At 24.9% G+C, this 15,425-nt stretch carries 17 protein-coding genes; 10 read left to right on the top strand and 7 right to left on the bottom strand.

Annotated elements, in window-relative coordinates; translation table 11 throughout:
* Positions 1-4 precede the first annotated feature (4 nt).
* A complete protein-coding gene (locus tag PWP28_RS02935) occupies positions 5-334 on the bottom strand; it encodes a hypothetical protein (RefSeq protein ID WP_264149173.1) in 330 nt (109 codons plus the stop codon).
* A 311-nt stretch (positions 335-645) separates the two neighbouring features.
* Here PWP28_RS02935 and PWP28_RS02930 point away from each other — a divergent pair, with 311 nt between their 5' ends.
* The 4 genes from PWP28_RS02930 (at position 646) to PWP28_RS02915 (ending at position 5,235) form a co-directional block, all read left to right on the top strand.
* Positions 646-1,023, top strand: a complete 378-nt coding sequence (locus tag PWP28_RS02930; RefSeq protein ID WP_109605477.1) for a DUF427 domain-containing protein — start codon at positions 646-648, stop codon at positions 1,021-1,023.
* Complete coding sequence (locus PWP28_RS02925; protein ID WP_308644225.1) at positions 1,020-1,697, top strand: histidinol phosphate phosphatase domain-containing protein; 678 nt, start codon at positions 1,020-1,022, stop codon at positions 1,695-1,697. The genes PWP28_RS02930 and PWP28_RS02925 overlap by 4 nt, the downstream gene beginning before the upstream one ends.
* A gap of 196 nt (positions 1,698-1,893) precedes the next feature.
* Positions 1,894-2,643, top strand: a complete 750-nt coding sequence (locus tag PWP28_RS02920) for a peptidylprolyl isomerase (RefSeq protein WP_109605473.1) — start codon at positions 1,894-1,896, stop codon at positions 2,641-2,643.
* A gap of 222 nt (positions 2,644-2,865) precedes the next feature.
* On the top strand, positions 2,866-5,235 hold the full coding sequence (locus PWP28_RS02915) for an EAL domain-containing protein (protein ID WP_109605471.1): 2,370 nt from the start codon (positions 2,866-2,868) through the stop codon (positions 5,233-5,235).
* A gap of 31 nt (positions 5,236-5,266) precedes the next feature.
* Here the strand turns inward: PWP28_RS02915 and PWP28_RS02910 are convergent, their stop codons facing one another.
* Both PWP28_RS02910 and PWP28_RS02905 read right to left on the bottom strand, forming a co-directional pair.
* The gene (locus PWP28_RS02910; RefSeq protein ID WP_109605469.1) at positions 5,267-5,722 is read right to left on the bottom strand and encodes a MarR family winged helix-turn-helix transcriptional regulator; all 456 of its coding nucleotides are present in this window, start codon (positions 5,720-5,722) and stop codon (positions 5,267-5,269) included.
* Between the two features lie 27 nt (positions 5,723-5,749).
* On the bottom strand, positions 5,750-6,676 hold the full coding sequence (locus PWP28_RS02905; protein ID WP_109605467.1) for a hypothetical protein: 927 nt from the start codon (positions 6,674-6,676) through the stop codon (positions 5,750-5,752).
* Between the two features lie 158 nt (positions 6,677-6,834).
* On the opposite strand from PWP28_RS02905, the gene PWP28_RS02900 reads away from it, so the two are divergent.
* From PWP28_RS02900 to PWP28_RS02880, 5 genes are read left to right on the top strand one after another with little or no spacing between them, the layout of a single operon-like run.
* On the top strand, positions 6,835-7,530 hold the full coding sequence (locus PWP28_RS02900) for a hypothetical protein (RefSeq protein WP_109605465.1): 696 nt from the start codon (positions 6,835-6,837) through the stop codon (positions 7,528-7,530).
* Positions 7,531-7,545: 15 nt separating this feature from the next.
* Entirely contained in the window at positions 7,546-8,190 is a 645-nt protein-coding gene (locus PWP28_RS02895) for a hypothetical protein (protein WP_109605463.1), read from the top strand.
* Between the two features lie 60 nt (positions 8,191-8,250).
* Complete coding sequence (locus tag PWP28_RS02890) at positions 8,251-8,934, top strand: lipopolysaccharide assembly protein LapB (RefSeq protein ID WP_109605461.1); 684 nt, start codon at positions 8,251-8,253, stop codon at positions 8,932-8,934.
* On the top strand, positions 8,935-9,978 hold the full coding sequence (locus tag PWP28_RS02885) for a histidine kinase (RefSeq protein ID WP_308644224.1): 1,044 nt from the start codon (positions 8,935-8,937) through the stop codon (positions 9,976-9,978).
* Between the two features lie 19 nt (positions 9,979-9,997).
* Complete coding sequence (locus PWP28_RS02880; protein ID WP_109605456.1) at positions 9,998-10,744, top strand: LytTR family DNA-binding domain-containing protein; 747 nt, start codon at positions 9,998-10,000, stop codon at positions 10,742-10,744.
* A 2-nt stretch (positions 10,745-10,746) separates the two neighbouring features.
* On the opposite strand, the gene PWP28_RS02875 is transcribed toward PWP28_RS02880, so the two are convergent.
* Positions 10,747-11,283 (bottom strand): 2'-5' RNA ligase family protein, encoded by a 537-nt coding sequence (locus tag PWP28_RS02875; protein ID WP_109605454.1) that lies wholly within the window; start codon positions 11,281-11,283, stop codon positions 10,747-10,749.
* A gap of 73 nt (positions 11,284-11,356) precedes the next feature.
* Here PWP28_RS02875 and PWP28_RS02870 point away from each other — a divergent pair, with 73 nt between their 5' ends.
* Positions 11,357-12,607, top strand: a complete 1,251-nt coding sequence (locus tag PWP28_RS02870) for an MFS transporter (RefSeq protein WP_308644223.1) — start codon at positions 11,357-11,359, stop codon at positions 12,605-12,607.
* A 30-nt stretch (positions 12,608-12,637) separates the two neighbouring features.
* Here the strand turns inward: PWP28_RS02870 and PWP28_RS02865 are convergent, their stop codons facing one another.
* Genes PWP28_RS02865 through PWP28_RS02855 form a run of 3 tightly spaced genes read right to left on the bottom strand, consistent with a single transcriptional unit; the run spans position 12,638 to position 15,374 of the window.
* Positions 12,638-13,477: a CoA-binding protein gene (locus tag PWP28_RS02865; RefSeq protein ID WP_264149181.1), complete on the bottom strand. Its 840-nt coding sequence runs from the start codon at positions 13,475-13,477 to the stop codon at positions 12,638-12,640.
* Positions 13,474-14,499 carry a succinate--CoA ligase subunit beta gene (locus PWP28_RS02860; protein ID WP_264149182.1) on the bottom strand — a complete coding sequence of 342 codons (1,026 nt, stop codon included), beginning with the start codon at positions 14,497-14,499 and terminating at the stop codon, positions 13,474-13,476. The genes PWP28_RS02865 and PWP28_RS02860 overlap by 4 nt, the downstream gene beginning before the upstream one ends.
* Before the next feature lie 17 nt (positions 14,500-14,516).
* A complete protein-coding gene (locus tag PWP28_RS02855) occupies positions 14,517-15,374 on the bottom strand; it encodes a YitT family protein (protein WP_109605323.1) in 858 nt (285 codons plus the stop codon).
* Positions 15,375-15,425 lie beyond the last annotated feature (51 nt).

Raw genomic sequence — 15,425 nt, 5'->3', positions numbered from 1 at the left:
ATGATTAATTCATCTCTTTTCTATATACAAAAGACATTATTATTACATAAAGTGGAATTAAAAAATTAAATATATTAAAAACCCCCATGGCAAATGAACTATATAGAAACAAAACTTGAACAGCTGTAAATACTATTATAGACCATCTTTTAAAAATCCAAAACCCATATATTCCCATACCCCAAACTACAAAGTTTAGCCATACATCTACACCAAAAATCATAGAATTGGAAAATAAATTGTACAAAGTAATATATAAGTTCAATATAAATCGGATACTTTCAACAATGACTCCAAAATAAAATAATTTATATTTAAAAATTCTTTTTATCATATTCTTTCTCCTCTTTTAGATAAATTCAAGACTATTTTATCATAAACTTCATTCTATTTTGTAAAACCTTTAAAATATTATATAATATGATAATGGATGTTTTCTATATTCCTTCCTTAATTAAATTTATAATTATTTTTTAAATATATAAAAATTTAATACTTAGTATTAGTTTAAAAGACTTAAAAAGTAGTTAAAAAAGTAGAGAAAAATCTCGATAAAATTGATATTAGAAAGGAAGGTGAAAACCGTTATAAGTTTACTAAAGCCAATATTTTGAGCCAATCGTAAATTTTATATAACGGGAAAATATGTTAGAAAACAAATTAGAATATCCAGAAACTCCAATAATTGAACTTGTAAAAAAAGAAATAATAGTGTACTTTGATTCAAAAGAAATTGCAAAAAGCAGTAGACCTCTAAAGATTTTAAAGAAAGATCTCACTCCGATTTATTTTATAAATCTCAATAATGTACATACAAAATATTTAAAAAAATCTGATAAACATTATACATCTCCAATTATAGGTATATCAGATTTTTATGATCTAATACTTGAAAATACTAAGGTTGAAAATGCCGCTTTTATATATTCAAAACCAAATGATGGATACACAATACTTGAAAACTATATATCTTTTTTGCCAGAAAAAATGGATAAGGTTGTATTAGGCGATGATATAATTTGAAGAAAAGGTACGATTTTCATACCCATACTCTTTTATCTGATGGAGTTTTAACCCCTTCAGAACAAATAAGTTGGGCTATTAAAAACAATTATTCTGCAATTGCTTTAACAGATCATGCAGATTATTCAAATATAGATTTTATAATTAAAAATTTGTTAAATTTCATAAAAAATGAATCAAAATTCTATAAAGACATCGATATATTCGCTGGAATTGAAATAACTCATGTTCCTCCAAATTTGATAAATGAAATGGCAAAATATGCAAAAAATATAGGAGCAAAAATTGTTGTAGTACATGGAGAAACCATCTCAGAACCTGTTCCTCTAAAAACAAATTATTATGCCGTAAGATCTAATTATGTGGATATATTAGCCCATCCAGGTCTAATATCAGAAGAAGATATTATACAAGCAGTAAAAAATGATATTTATATTGAAATAACTACAAGAAAAAGCCATGCCTTAACAAATGGTCATGTAGCAAGACTTGCAATTAAAAATAACGCCAAAATACTTATAAACAGTGATGTACATACTCCAGATGATTTTTGTAATTATGAGAAAGCTTTTAAAATAGGTCTTGGTTCTGGAATTTCAGAAGAAAATTTAATCGAAATAATGGAAAAAAATCCAAAATTGTTTATAAATAAAATTAAAAATAATGATATATGATATATGCTTAAATCTATGCCGATCACATCAAACCTTGTGTTCGGCATTTTATTCTGTTCAATAAATTATATTTTTAATTAATAATAACAGAAATATTTTGAATATTCAATGTAATTCTGTTATTATTAAAAGGAAAGAAATATTGAGATTAAAATATAATTATTTTAATCAAATTTTTATTAAAGGAGAGTTTTTAATGTCAGAAAACAAAGTATTAGCTACAGTTAATGGTAAAGAAATAACTCAAAAAGATGTGGATATATTATTACAAAGAATAGGTCCTCAAAGAGCAGCTCAATTTCAAACACCTCAAGGTCAAGAAAGTTTATTAAGAGAACTCATAAATCAAGAATTAATGTATTTAGAAGCTTTAGATACAGATCTTGATAAAGATGAACAATTTCTTAAAGAAGTTGAACTCGCAAAAAGAGAAATTTTAAAACAATTCGCAATTGGTAGACTATTCGATACTATAGAAGTTACAGATGAAGATGCAAAAAATTATTATGATGAAAATACAAATGCTTTTCAACAAGGCGAACAAGTAAAAGCAAGTCATATTTTAGTTGATTCAGAAGATAAAGCTAATGAAATAATAAAAGAACTCGAAAATGGAAAATCATTTGAAGATGCTGCTAAAGAATATTCTTCTTGTCCTTCAAAAAACAATGGTGGAGACTTAGGATTCTTTGGAAAGGGACAAATGGTACCTGAATTTGAACAAGCAGCTTTTAAAATGAATAAAGAAGATTTAAGTGAACCAGTAAAAACTCAATTTGGATTCCATATAATAAAATTAACAGATAAAAAAGAAGCAAGTGTAATGAAATTTGATGAAGTTAAGGATAATATCAAACAACAATTAATGGTTTATAAACAATCTGAAATATATATGAATAAAGGAAAAGAATTAGAAAAAAAATATGAAGTAATCATCAATAAATAATTTTAAGTAAGAATTAAGATTAAAATATTAAAATGTATTCAGAGTTGGTAATCTAGAGTTACCCCCCCGAATATAAATCCCCAAAAAATTTTTAGCCTGCATTTATGCAGGCCTTTTTTATTTTAAATTTTTCAATAATTAAAATATATAATTAACAATATTATATTAAAATAAAATTAAGGGATATAGCTTATATAATATACTAAAGGCGGGATTTTTTATATGAATATTTTAAACTTTTTTCTAAAAGGGCCTGTTGTTCTATTCAGATGGAGTAAAAATAATGATTGGCCTATACTTTTTGTTTCTCAAAATGTTAAAGAAGTTTTGGGATACAACAGTTCAGAATTTCTAGACGGTAATTTAAGGTTCAAGGATTTAATACATCCAGATGATATTTCTCATGTAGAAAATCAAGTTTTTGAAGCTCAAAAAAAAGAAAAAAATTTTTATGAATTTGATTATTTTCGTTTGAAAAGGAAAGATGGTAAATATATTTGGGTATATGATTATAACAGACTCAGCGAAAACAATTCTGATTATGTTGATGGATATATTCTCGATGTGACAGATAAGGTTGAAAAAGAAGTTACTATTACGGGTATTAAAAATATGTATGATACTGCAATGACTATAAACAAATCGGCAATAATAGAAATAAATAAACAAAATAATACTATAATAGCTTCGCCAAATCTGAAAGACTTAATAGGTTTTGATTTTGAGGAAATTAATTATGCAATAAAAAATGAATTTAATAATATTGATTATCTAAAAGAATCTTATCGAAAAATGATAAATTCTTTGAAAAGATACAATTATTGGGAAGAAAAAATAAAAATAGAAAGTAAGAATGAAAAATGGTTATCTGTAACGGCTCAAAAACATCATGAAAGTATTATAATTCTTTTAAAAGATATAACAGATATTGTAAAACTTCAAAGAGATATTGTAATGAATAAATCTTTTTTTGAAAAGATTAGTGAAGGTCTAATGATCGTAAATACCTCTAAACAAATAATAAGGGTAAATGGTGCATTTTCTAAAATCACAGGATATAATAGAGAAGAAATAATAGGTAAAAGTCCTAAAGTTTTGAGTTCGAGTTATCATGATAAAGATTTTTATGAAAATATGTGGATGAGTATAAGAAAAAATGGATATTGGTCTGGAACTATATGGGATAAAAGAAAAGATGGAGAATTGATAGTTCTTAAGTTTAATATATTTGAATTGAAAGAGAGTAATTCAGTAATTAATGGATATATAGGTATATTTAATGATATAACTATCGAGAGAAAGGCTCAATCTGAACTTGAAATATTTAAAAGATATGATCCTTTGACAGAATTACCGAATCAAGAATATTTTATAGAAAAAGCTCAAATGCTTATAAATGAAAACAAACTCAATAAATATGCTTTATTATTAATAGATATCAAAAATTTTAGCACTATAAACAATACTTATGGTTTTTTAAAAGGTGATAAATTAATAAAGGCTATAAAAAAAAGACTTATGAATTTTTGGAGTAAAGATGCTATTATTTCAAGATTTTCTACGAATGAGTTTTGTATCTTCACAAAGAATAATATGGAAAAAGATTTATATAAAACTATTTTAGAACTATTAAATATTCTTATAGATCCATTTGTAATAGATAAAAATAAAATAATTTTAAAATATAATATAGGAATAAGCACCTCACCATATGATAGCAATGATATAAATGAGCTTATAAATAGTGCAAGAATGGCTCTTTATGCGGCAAAAAGAAGTGGTGTAAACAATTATAGTTTTTACTCTTCCAATTTATACGATAAAATTCAAAAAAGAATTAAAATTGAAAATGAACTTGAAGAAGCCATAAAAACAAAAGAATTAGAAGTATACTATCAACCACAGGTCAGTTTAAAAAGTGGTATTCCAATTGGTGCTGAAGCTCTCATAAGATGGAATCATCCAGAACTTGGTACTGTAAGCCCAGGAATGTTCATGAAAGTTGCCGAAGAAAGTGGATTAATACAAGATATAGATATTTTTGTTTTAAAAGAAGTTACATCTGAAATAAAATCTTTCATGGAAAAAAATATAAAGATTCCTATTTCGATAAATATATCAGATACATTTTTTAAAAATAAAAATTTTTTAAAAATAATTAAAAATGAAATAGAGAATTCTAATATAGATCCAAATCTCTTAGAATTAGAATTAACAGAAACTATAATGGTTGAGAATGTTGAAATGGTAATAAAAAAATTAGATACTTTAAAAAGTTTTGGTATACGACTTTCAATAGATGATTTTGGTACTGGATATTCATCTTTGAGTTATTTGAGAAAATTCCCAATAGATAAATTAAAAATAGATATGAGTTTTATAAAAGATCTCGAAACGGATAAAAATTCTCAAGAAATAACTTCCACAATAATAGCAATGGCAAAAAACATGAGATTAAAAGTACTTGCTGAGGGAGTTGAAACAGATTTTCAACTTAATTTTTTGAAAGAGAAGAGTTGTGATGAAATACAAGGATATTATTTTTCTCCCCCTGTTAGATTAAATATTTTTAAATCTTTTATAATAAAATAAAAACTGATGTATATATTTATACATCAGTTTTTTAACACTTTGTTTCTGATATTTCATCAACTGCATTTTTACTTATTTTATATAGAAGTTTCGTAAAAAGTTCTATTTCTGTTTCATTAAAATCTTTCAAAAAGATATCATTTATTTCTTTTTTCACACAACATATTTTTTCTTTTATTTTGAGTCCTTTATTTGTTAAATATATACTACTTTTTCTTTTGTCTTCTCTATCTTTGACTTTTATTATATATTCCATTTCAGTGAGTTTTTTTATTGATTTTGCAACTGTCATTTTATCAAGTTTTAAAATACTTACTATTCCTTCTTGACATATCCCTTCTCTATCATATAATAAGACTAAAACTTCAAAATCTATTTTGCCTATACCTATATCATTCATTTCTTTAGAAATATAATAAAATAAATTTCTGGATATTATGCTTATGTATCTCCCAAAGTACTTTTTACAGTCATATCCATCATCCATAAATAAATCCCTCCAGGAATTTCAAAATTATTTAATAAAAGTATTTTTTTCTTCTTCAAGTCTTTGTATATTTTGTTCTACATCTTTTAATTTAATTCTTAATTCAGATAGAAGTCTTTCTATTTCATTGTATGTATATACTGTATTATCTAAAGTTTTATTTATTCCATTTTGAACTATCCAATCGACAAATAAACCATCAAAAAAATAATCGGCAAATCTTCCAAATCCTTCATAAGAAAAACTCGAGTTTAATGCTATATTTACATCTTGCATTTCAGCTTGAAACTTTAATATATCATGTTGAGCATATGTAGCAAGTTGATTGGCTTCATCCATCTTATTTCTTTTCAACATTGTAGAAAGCATTCCCCCACCAAACATGTCCCATAGGCCATAATTTCTTGCACTTTTTAATGAATCTATAACTTTTTCAAGTGAGGTTAAAGCATTTTCTCCCGCTTTTATCGCTTCATTTAATTCTGTTATATAAGAACTATTAGTTTTTATTCTTTCAAAAATTTCTTCAATTTTTTTTGAATTTTCATCATTCGAATTTGAAATGATCTCTGTCTTTTCTTTTATAAGTTCTTCATACTCTTCTTCTATACCAATATAATCTTTTAGCAATTTATTCATATAATCTATATCTCTTTTTATATTTTCAACTTCATGTTTACAAGTTTCATATTTATATTTTGCTTCAAGATATTCTTTTCTTTCTTCATGAAGTTTATTCTCTTTGCTACCTATTATATTATAAAATATAGAACTTATGGATAGATTTTCTAATTTTTCAACATCTTTATACTCTTTATCAAGTTTATCTTTATAGTCTATTAATTCAATTTTAGTTTTGTTCAATTCCATCTCTGCTTTTTCTATTCTTTTTAAGAGTTTATTCTTTTCATCTAATCTGTACTTAGTTTTTATTATTTTATCATCGAGTTCCATAAAAACACCTCCTGTTAATTTTATTATTATATTAATTATATATAATAACTTCTAAAAAGTCCAATTAATTCTTTATTTTGTACTTTTTATCATATAGCTATTGTTTTTATTGCTTATATAAATTATAATATAAATGAAAGTTTAAGGAGGAGAATATTATGGAATTAAAAAATTTTATAATACCTTTTATCGTTGTAATATTAATAACAATATCAGGAAATATGAGATATCCTAATGTAAATAAAGCAGTTATAAATCCAGATATTAAAATAAATACCCCTAAAAACTTAAAAATATATGGTAACAATTTTAAAATAGAATTTGATGAAAACAAAACTGATATTGAATATAATTCAAAATTAAAAACAAATTTTGAAAATGATACATTGAGTATATATGCAGATGAAAATTATATTTCCGATGAAATAAAAATAATAATAGGAACAAAAGAAAAGTTTAAAGATGTGGAAATAAATACTTTGAAATTAAAAATTTCGGGAGAAATTTCTGCTGATAATATAAAAATTTCTACAAATGAATTGATTTCAAATTCTAATTTTAATTCTAAAAACCTAGATATAAGTGGCACTGGCATTTCTTTAAAGGGTGATTTTAATTCAAATAACATAAATATAAATGGAGTTGGTTTGGATATAGATGTTAATATTTATGATAATAAAATTTTTATCATAGATTCTGTCGGAATAAATGGAATAATAAGATTTAAAGATGATATATCTTCAAAAATGACTATAACTGGTATAGGAGGAAGTATAGATTTATATACAAACCTTGGTAAAACTCTTAATCTTTACTCTTCTAAAAATATATTTATAAATAAAAAATTTTTTTAATGGGAGGTTGAAAAAATGAAAAAAGTTATAACATTATTATTGATAACATTAATGGCGGTTTCTGCTTTTTCTCTTAAATTTGGTGGTGGTTGGCCAAGTGTTAGTTATATTCCAGGAGATCAACTTTTAAATCCTATAAAAGATACTGTTAAATTAGGTTTTTCAGAAGGGATTTTTGCTTTTGGTGGCGGTGGAATGGGAAGAATAGGTTCTGGCCCTATATTTTTAGGTGGAGAAGGTTTTGATGGATACTCTTCAAAAAAAGATAAATATAAATTTTCGGCTTCTTATGGAGCATTTTTAATAGGTACTTCTTATGACACTTTTAACTTTGTTTCATTAGATGCAGGACTTGGACTTGGTGGATTTACACAAAAAATAGATGTCTATCAAGATGGAGTTAATAAAGATAAAGAAGGATTTATAGATGGATCTTCTCCTTATATAAATACTATATCTATTGATAGTTTTATCGTATCTCCTTATATTGGCATAACCTTAAAACCTACAGATTTTTTTGGATTTTTTATAAAAGGAAAATATACAGTAGGTGTATCATTTGATGGATGGAAATTTGAATCTGGCGATAGAGTGAAAGGTCTTGAAAACAAAGGCATTAACTTTTATGAATTATCTGCTGGTATAGTTTTTGGTTATTAATAAAATTCAATAAGGCGGTTATTTAACCGCCTTCTCTTAAAATACCAAAGGGGAATTTATATGTTCAAAAAATACTTTTTTATATTTATTTTATTTTCATCGACATTGATAACTTTTTCTGGTTCTTTGAACATAGTAGAAATAATAGAAGGTATACAAAAATACGAAAAAATAATAAGTATAAATCCAGATGATGCAATATCAACTCTTGAACTTGCAAAATTATATGAAATACTTGGTAAAAATGGTGATAGAGAATCTTTAGAAACTGCAAAAATACTTTTTGAAAAAGCTTTTAGAATTGATGAAGATTTAAATGAGGCACATCTTAGATATGGTAGTGTTCTTGCTAAAATAAGTGAATATACATGGTTTTCTCCAATTAAACTATGGTATGTTAATACAGCCTTTAAAGAAATGGAAATGGCTGTAAATCTTGAATTTGATAACATAGAATTCAGACTCATAAGAGCGGAATCATGTTATAACCTTTTAGAATTTGAATTCTGTGAAAATGCTATAATAACGGATTATAAATATCTTTTAGAAAATTTTGAATCTGAAATATATGATCAAAAATTAAAAATTTATTCAAGACTCGCTAAAATTTTTGAATTGAAAAAAGATTTTTATTCCGCTATTGAAATTTATAATAAAATAATAAAAGAATTTCCAAATACTATAGAATCACAGAGAGCAGAAAAATCTATAGATTTATTACTTGGAATTCAGAAGGTGAAATGATTGTTTAAAATTAAAAAGTTTATCAAAATAATTATAATAAATCAGATTTCAGCTTTTATGCTTTCTGCTTTGATATTATTATATACTGGAACATTTTATAATTTTATTTTAAATCTTGAAATAGCTTTATTATTTTCAAACACTATTGGTTTAATATACTATTTTATAAGTTCTATAATTAATAATCTGATAAATGATAAAATAGAAATTAAATTTTTCAACATTTTAATAAAAATTTTCATAGGTACTTTTTCACTTTTTACCGGTATTCAACTTTCTGTATTGCTTTCAAATATGATATTTAAAATACAGTTCATAAGTTATGATAAAACATTTCAAAATTTTCTACTGATATCAAATATGATATTGTTGATAACGGCATTTTTCATGATTTATGTGTATAGAAAATTAAAAAAAGAAATCGAGATAAAAATAAAAGAAAATGAAAAATTAAATCAGTTAAAACTCGAATCTGAGCTGGCCGCTTTACAATCAAAAATAAATCCTCATTTTCTTTTTAACACTTTGAACACGATTATAGATTTAGTATATACTTCTCCTGAGAAGGTTGAAGAGATGATAATAAATTTATCCAGTATTTACAGAAAAATTTTATATTCTTCAGAAACAGAATTGTATACACTTGACCAAGAATTAGAGCTCGTAAAAAAATATTTAGATATAGAAAAAGTTAGATTGGGCGAAAGACTTGAATATACCATAAAAGTCGAAGATAATTTAAAAAATTTTAAAATTCCTCCACTGATAATAGAACCAATAGTTGAAAACTCCATAATTCATGGAATTTCAAAGAAAATAGGGATAGGGCATATAAACATAGAAGTTTTTAAAGAAAATAAAAAATTAAAGATACTTATAAAAGATGATGGTATAGGCTTTAAATCTGAAAATATTAAATTTGGATTCGGTGTTACGAGTGTAAAAGAAAGACTTAAAATTCTTTATTCTAATGAGTCTTCTTTTAAAATCTTAAAAAATGAAGATTATGGTATAACAGTTTCTATTTCAATACCTTATAAGTAATGAAAGGAGAAATAAAATTATGAAAATAAAAACTTTAATAGCCGAAGATGAACCACATTCAATGTCAAGAATGGTTAAAATCCTTTCTGAATTTGAAGAAATAGATATAGTCGCACAGGCTTCTGATGGTAATGAAGCTTTAAATTTGATAAAAGAAAAGTCTCCTGAACTTCTCTTCCTAGATATCAACATGCCAGGAAAAACCGGCTTTGAAATCATACAAGAAATTGATTATGAACCTTATATAATATTCGTAACGGCTTATGAAAAATATGCAATTCAAGCATTTGAAGAAAATGCCGTTGATTATATATTAAAACCTACTAATTCCGAAAGAGTTAAAAAGTCATTGGATAAAATTAAAGAAAAAAATCAAAAAGTAGATAATAAAATGATAGATATATTAGAAAAAATAATGCAAAAAGAAAATTATATGAATAGATTTTCTATTAAAAATAATGATGAGATAATACTCATTCCTGAAGATGATGTTTTTTATTTTAAAGCACAGGATAAATATACTTTTTTATGCACTTATGATGAAGAAATGTTCTTCGATACGAGTTTAAAAAAACTTGAAGAAAAATTAAATCCTGAAAAATTTATAAGAATTCATAAAAGTTATATCGTTTCATTGAATAAAATAAATAAAATACAAAAATTATTTCTAAGAGAATATTTAATAGAATTAAAAGATAAGAACAAAACTCTTCTAAAAGTTGGTAGAAGTTATTTATCTTCTTTAAAAAATGAACTTGATTTTTAATTTCATTTCATTTTAAAATTAAAAGTTTTTATAATATTAAATCCAAGCTCAGTTTCGTCTATAAGAGAAATTGAGTTTATTTTTATTTTAAAATTCAACTGTCTTTTTGATAAATATGAGACAATATTTCCTATATTTTCTCGATTTATGTCTTCAGATGCGAGAGTTATATGTGGAAACCATTCTTCGGGAGAATAATATTCAACATTTTGACTTTTATCTTCGTATATTTCCCAAATATATTTATGATATGCATATAATTTTCTACTCAATTTTATTGGGACATATAGAACATTTCGATCTCCTGTAAATATGCCTAAACCACTTGTTTGTACTTCAAAAGGTTCTAAAATTGAAATCTTATTCAAAAGAATTTCTTCTATATTTTCTAATTTATTTCCACTTATATTCCAAGTAAAATGGGGATATGGAAATATATCTTTTATTTTTTTTACTCCAAAATTATCTTCAAGTTCATCCCAGATTTTGTTTATTATATAAAAATGAGGTTCTGATAATATGCTTATTAATGCTTTCATTTAATCCCTCCCAATAACTAATTATAACAAAAATATATTATAATTAATCTATATTATACATCGGGAGGAAAAGATGAAAAATAATTTCGAAAAAGATAAACAATATTATAAGTTCTGTATGTATGGTTTTTTTAAGAATTTGAGATTTTTTGAACCTTTTTTCATGTTATTTTTAAAGGAAAAAGGTCTTTCTTTCACAGAAATAGGTTCTCTTTATGCAATAAGAGAAATTTTGATAAATCTATTAGAAATACCTACAGGTATAGTTGCAGATGGATTAGGCCGAAGAAGATCTATGATATTTTCTTTTTTATCATACATAGTATCTTTTTTTATATTTTATGTATCAAAGTCTTTTTTTATATTTATTTTTGCTATGATTTTCTATTCTTTTGGAGAAACATTTCGTTCTGGTACACATAAGGCTATGATAATGGAATACTTAAGTCTTAAAAACTGGAAAGATTATAAGGTTGAATATTATGGAAATACGAGATCATGGTCACAAATAGGATCAGCTATTTCATCTATAATTGCTGCCATTTTAGTTTTATATGCTGGCAATTATTCTATGATATTTTTAGCTTCTATAATACCTTATTTTATAGATTTAATAAATCTTTCTACATATCCCAAAGAACTCGATGGAGATATTCAAAAAATAAATTTAAAAGATATAAAATTACATTTTAAAAATGTTTTTAAAGGGATTTTTAACTCTTTTAAAAATAAAGAGTTTTTAAAAGCTATAATAAATTCATCTTTTTATGCGGGTTATTATAAAAGCATGAAAGATTTTTTACAGCCCATAATTAAGATGTTGGCTTTAAATATTCCTATATTTTTATTTTTAAATGATCAAAAAAGAGTTTCTATATTTGTTGGAATTGTATATTTTATACTTTATATTTTAACTGCAATTTCTTCAAAAAATTCTTCTAAAATAGTAAAAAAATATAAAACACTTGAAAAACCTTTAAATTTAACTATGATTATTGGTCTTTTATCAGGTATGATGAGCGGTATATTTTTTGTATTTGAACTTTATTATTTATCCACAATATTTTTCTTTTTAATATATATAATAGAAAATTTGAGAAAACCAATAGCAGTTTCAAAAGTTTCTCAAGAAATTGACCTAAAATCTATGGCAACTGGTTTATCAACAGAATCTCAATTTGAAACGATTTTTACAGCCATAATGATATTTTTCATGGGTTTGATAGCAGACATTTCAAATGTCGGTGTTTCATTAATAGTTTTATCCATTTTTTCCATTTTAATAAGTAATATATTCAGATTTAAAATATCCTCAAGTAGATAAAGTTAATTAAATCTACTTGAGGATTATGTTTTACGATATTAAATCTTTGATACTCTTGCAAACCTTTATATTTAAATCACTCAATACTTTTTCTTTATATTCTATACTTCCTTCATATCCTTCAATTATAGCTCCAGCATGTCCCATAGTTTTTCCTTTCGGTGCTGTTCGACCAGCAAAAAACGCTTTTATTTTGCCATCATAATTATTTTCTAAAGCATATCTTATTCCTTTTATTTCTTCACTACCACCAACTTCACCTATTATTATAACCTTTTTTATTTTATTTTCTATTATATAATCAAAAGCTTCTTTCAATCCAGTTCCTATTATCATATCTCCACCTAATCCAATCCCTATGCTTATACCTGTTGAATTATTTGAAAGATAATCTGCAATTTCATACATCAAAGTACCACTTTTTGATATTATAGCTATATCTCCCTTTTTAAAAGCTTTTTCTGGCATTATACCTATTTTAGATCTTTCTGGAAGTATTATACCTGGACAATTCGGTCCTATTATTAAAACTTTATTTTCATCTGCTTTAGACTTTATTATAAGCATATCATGAACTGGTACATGTTCAGTTATTATTATTATCTTTTTTATACCACTTTCTATAGCTTCTAAAACAGCTGATTTTACATTTTTAGCTGGAATAAAAATTATTGATGTATCAGCATTATATTTTTCAACAGCTTCTTTCATAGTTTTTAATACAGGAATGTCATACACTTCATCTATGAGATCATTTTTTGAAACACCACATACTATATTAGTTCCATATTCTTTCATTTTTTTTGTATGAAATTGTCCATATTTTCCCGTTATTCCTTGAACACATACTCTTTCTTTTCCATTTATCATATTTCCAACTCCCTTAAATATCCTTTTAAAGCCTTTATCATAGTATCCATATCTTCATAATTTTTCAAATTATTCTCAGAGAGTATTTCATTTCCTTTTTCTTCATTAGTACCTGTAAGCCTTATAAAAAGTTTTATATCTTCGTTTTTTTTCTCAAATTCTACTATAGATTGAGCTATTATATCGCATTGAGTTATTCCACCAAATATATTCATAACTATATTTTTTATTCCTTTATCTTTTAAAAGATTTAAAGCCTTTAATGTAGTTTCTTTATCTGCTCCACCACCTATATCTAAAAAATTGGCTGGTTTTAATCCATAATTGCTAACAGTATCCATAGTAGCCATTACTATTCCAGCACCACATCCTATAACCCCTATATCTCCTTCTAATTCTACATAGTGAAAATTATAATCTGTTTTTTCAAGAAATCTTTGAGACCATTTCTGTCTATATATTGCATTATCATCAACATGCATAACACAATCGAGTGCATAAATTTCATCATCTTGTGTTTCAACTATCGGGTTTATTTCTAATAATGTTAAATCTTTCTCTATAAAGAGATTATATAAATTAGGCATTATTTCTTTTATTTTTCTCGGTGCTTTAAGAAATACTTCATTATAAGTACCTTTTATTATATTTTCTGAACTCTCTATTTCTATACCACCATCATAAGAAAATACCCATTTTATATCTCTATCTTCTCTGTCTATTAAAATAGATATATAATATTCTTTTTTTATATTTATAAGTTCTTCAACGAGTATTCCATAAGGAAGTTCTCCTTTTATTTCTTTATTTTGAAGTTCATTTATAGTATTTGTATATTCATCTTCTTTTTTTATAAATAATACACCACCAGCTTTCATCCTTCCACCAACTAAAACTTGAGATTTTGCAACACTGGGTATCAATCTTTTTTCGGGAATTTTATCTATTATTAATTGAGATTGTGGGATATTTATACCATATTCCCTCAAAAGTTTCTTTCCTGTAAATTCATGAATTTTCATCATTTACCTCCTTATTTTTATATAAAGTTATGAAAATTTTTAAATCCATAACCTATTACATCAAGAGTTTCTTGTATTATTATAAATGCTTTTGGATCTATTTTTTGAATTTTTCTAACTATATCACCCCTTTGTTTTTTATTAACTGCAACATATATAAAATTTTTTTCTTGATTGGTATAAGCACCTTGAGCCTTTATTATAGATGCTCCTCTATCAAGATTATTTAATATATAATTTATTATTTCATCTGTATTTTCAGAAATTATTGTCAATATATTACTTGTATTCATGCTCTTCATAACAAAATCTACAGTAAGTCCGTTAAATACTACAGAAACTATTGAATACATTCCAACTCTCAAATCATATACAGTACCAGCAGCAATACCTGTTATTAAGTCTAATAATAAAAGTGATATTCCAAGTGGCAATCCTGTATATTTATTCATTATTCTTGCAAGTATATCAGTTCCACCAGTCGAAGAATTAACAGAAAATGCTATTCCCATTCCAATGGCTGATATTATAACTCCAAAAAAAACTGCTAAAAACATATCATCACCATTATATTTTGGAAATGGAACGATTCTATCTAAAAAATCCACAAAAAAGTTTAATAAAAATGTACAAAAAATGCTTCTGAACCCAAACTCTTTTCCAATAAAAATAAAAGCTATTGAAAATAAAACTATATTAACACCATACATCAAAATCCCTACTGGAATATTTGTAAATCCATTTATAACTATTGCTATTCCATTTGCACCTCCTGCTGCTATATTGTATGGCATTAAAAAAGATACTAATCCAACAGCTGTTAAAAAAACTCCAATAATCGATAATGTATACTCCTTGATAATCCGTTTATTCATCCTATATCCTCCCCAAAAAAAAATTCTTTCTCTCCATTCCGAAAAATGGCA

It is taken from the genome of Oceanotoga sp. (genome assembly GCF_030445905.1).
GTDB classification, from domain to species: domain Bacteria; phylum Thermotogota; class Thermotogae; order Petrotogales; family Petrotogaceae; genus Oceanotoga; species Oceanotoga teriensis.
Note: the sequence above shows the minus strand (reverse complement) of the source record. Positions and strands in the feature narration are given on the sequence as shown.

Bases quoted from the DNA above. Each gene is read 5' to 3' on its own strand.
- PWP28_RS02935 (WP_264149173.1), bottom strand. From the start codon at position 334: ATGATAAAAAGAATTTTTAAATATAAATTATTTTATTTTGGAGTCATT.
- PWP28_RS02930 (WP_109605477.1), top strand. From the start codon at position 646: ATGTTAGAAAACAAATTAGAATATCCAGAAACTCCAATAATTGAACTT.
- PWP28_RS02920 (WP_109605473.1), top strand. From the start codon at position 1,894: ATGTCAGAAAACAAAGTATTAGCTACAGTTAATGGTAAAGAAATAACT.
- PWP28_RS02915 (WP_109605471.1), top strand. From the start codon at position 2,866: ATGAATATTTTAAACTTTTTTCTAAAAGGGCCTGTTGTTCTATTCAGA.
- PWP28_RS02910 (WP_109605469.1), bottom strand. From the start codon at position 5,722: ATGGATGATGGATATGACTGTAAAAAGTACTTTGGGAGATACATAAGC.
- PWP28_RS02905 (WP_109605467.1), bottom strand. From the start codon at position 6,676: ATGGAACTCGATGATAAAATAATAAAAACTAAGTACAGATTAGATGAA.
- PWP28_RS02900 (WP_109605465.1), top strand. From the start codon at position 6,835: ATGGAATTAAAAAATTTTATAATACCTTTTATCGTTGTAATATTAATA.
- PWP28_RS02895 (WP_109605463.1), top strand. From the start codon at position 7,546: ATGAAAAAAGTTATAACATTATTATTGATAACATTAATGGCGGTTTCT.
- PWP28_RS02890 (WP_109605461.1), top strand. From the start codon at position 8,251: ATGTTCAAAAAATACTTTTTTATATTTATTTTATTTTCATCGACATTG.
- PWP28_RS02880 (WP_109605456.1), top strand. From the start codon at position 9,998: ATGAAAATAAAAACTTTAATAGCCGAAGATGAACCACATTCAATGTCA.
- PWP28_RS02875 (WP_109605454.1), bottom strand. From the start codon at position 11,283: ATGAAAGCATTAATAAGCATATTATCAGAACCTCATTTTTATATAATA.
- PWP28_RS02870 (WP_308644223.1), top strand. From the start codon at position 11,357: ATGAAAAATAATTTCGAAAAAGATAAACAATATTATAAGTTCTGTATG.
- PWP28_RS02865 (WP_264149181.1), bottom strand. From the start codon at position 13,477: ATGATAAATGGAAAAGAAAGAGTATGTGTTCAAGGAATAACGGGAAAA.
- PWP28_RS02860 (WP_264149182.1), bottom strand. From the start codon at position 14,499: ATGAAAATTCATGAATTTACAGGAAAGAAACTTTTGAGGGAATATGGT.
- PWP28_RS02855 (WP_109605323.1), bottom strand. From the start codon at position 15,374: ATGAATAAACGGATTATCAAGGAGTATACATTATCGATTATTGGAGTT.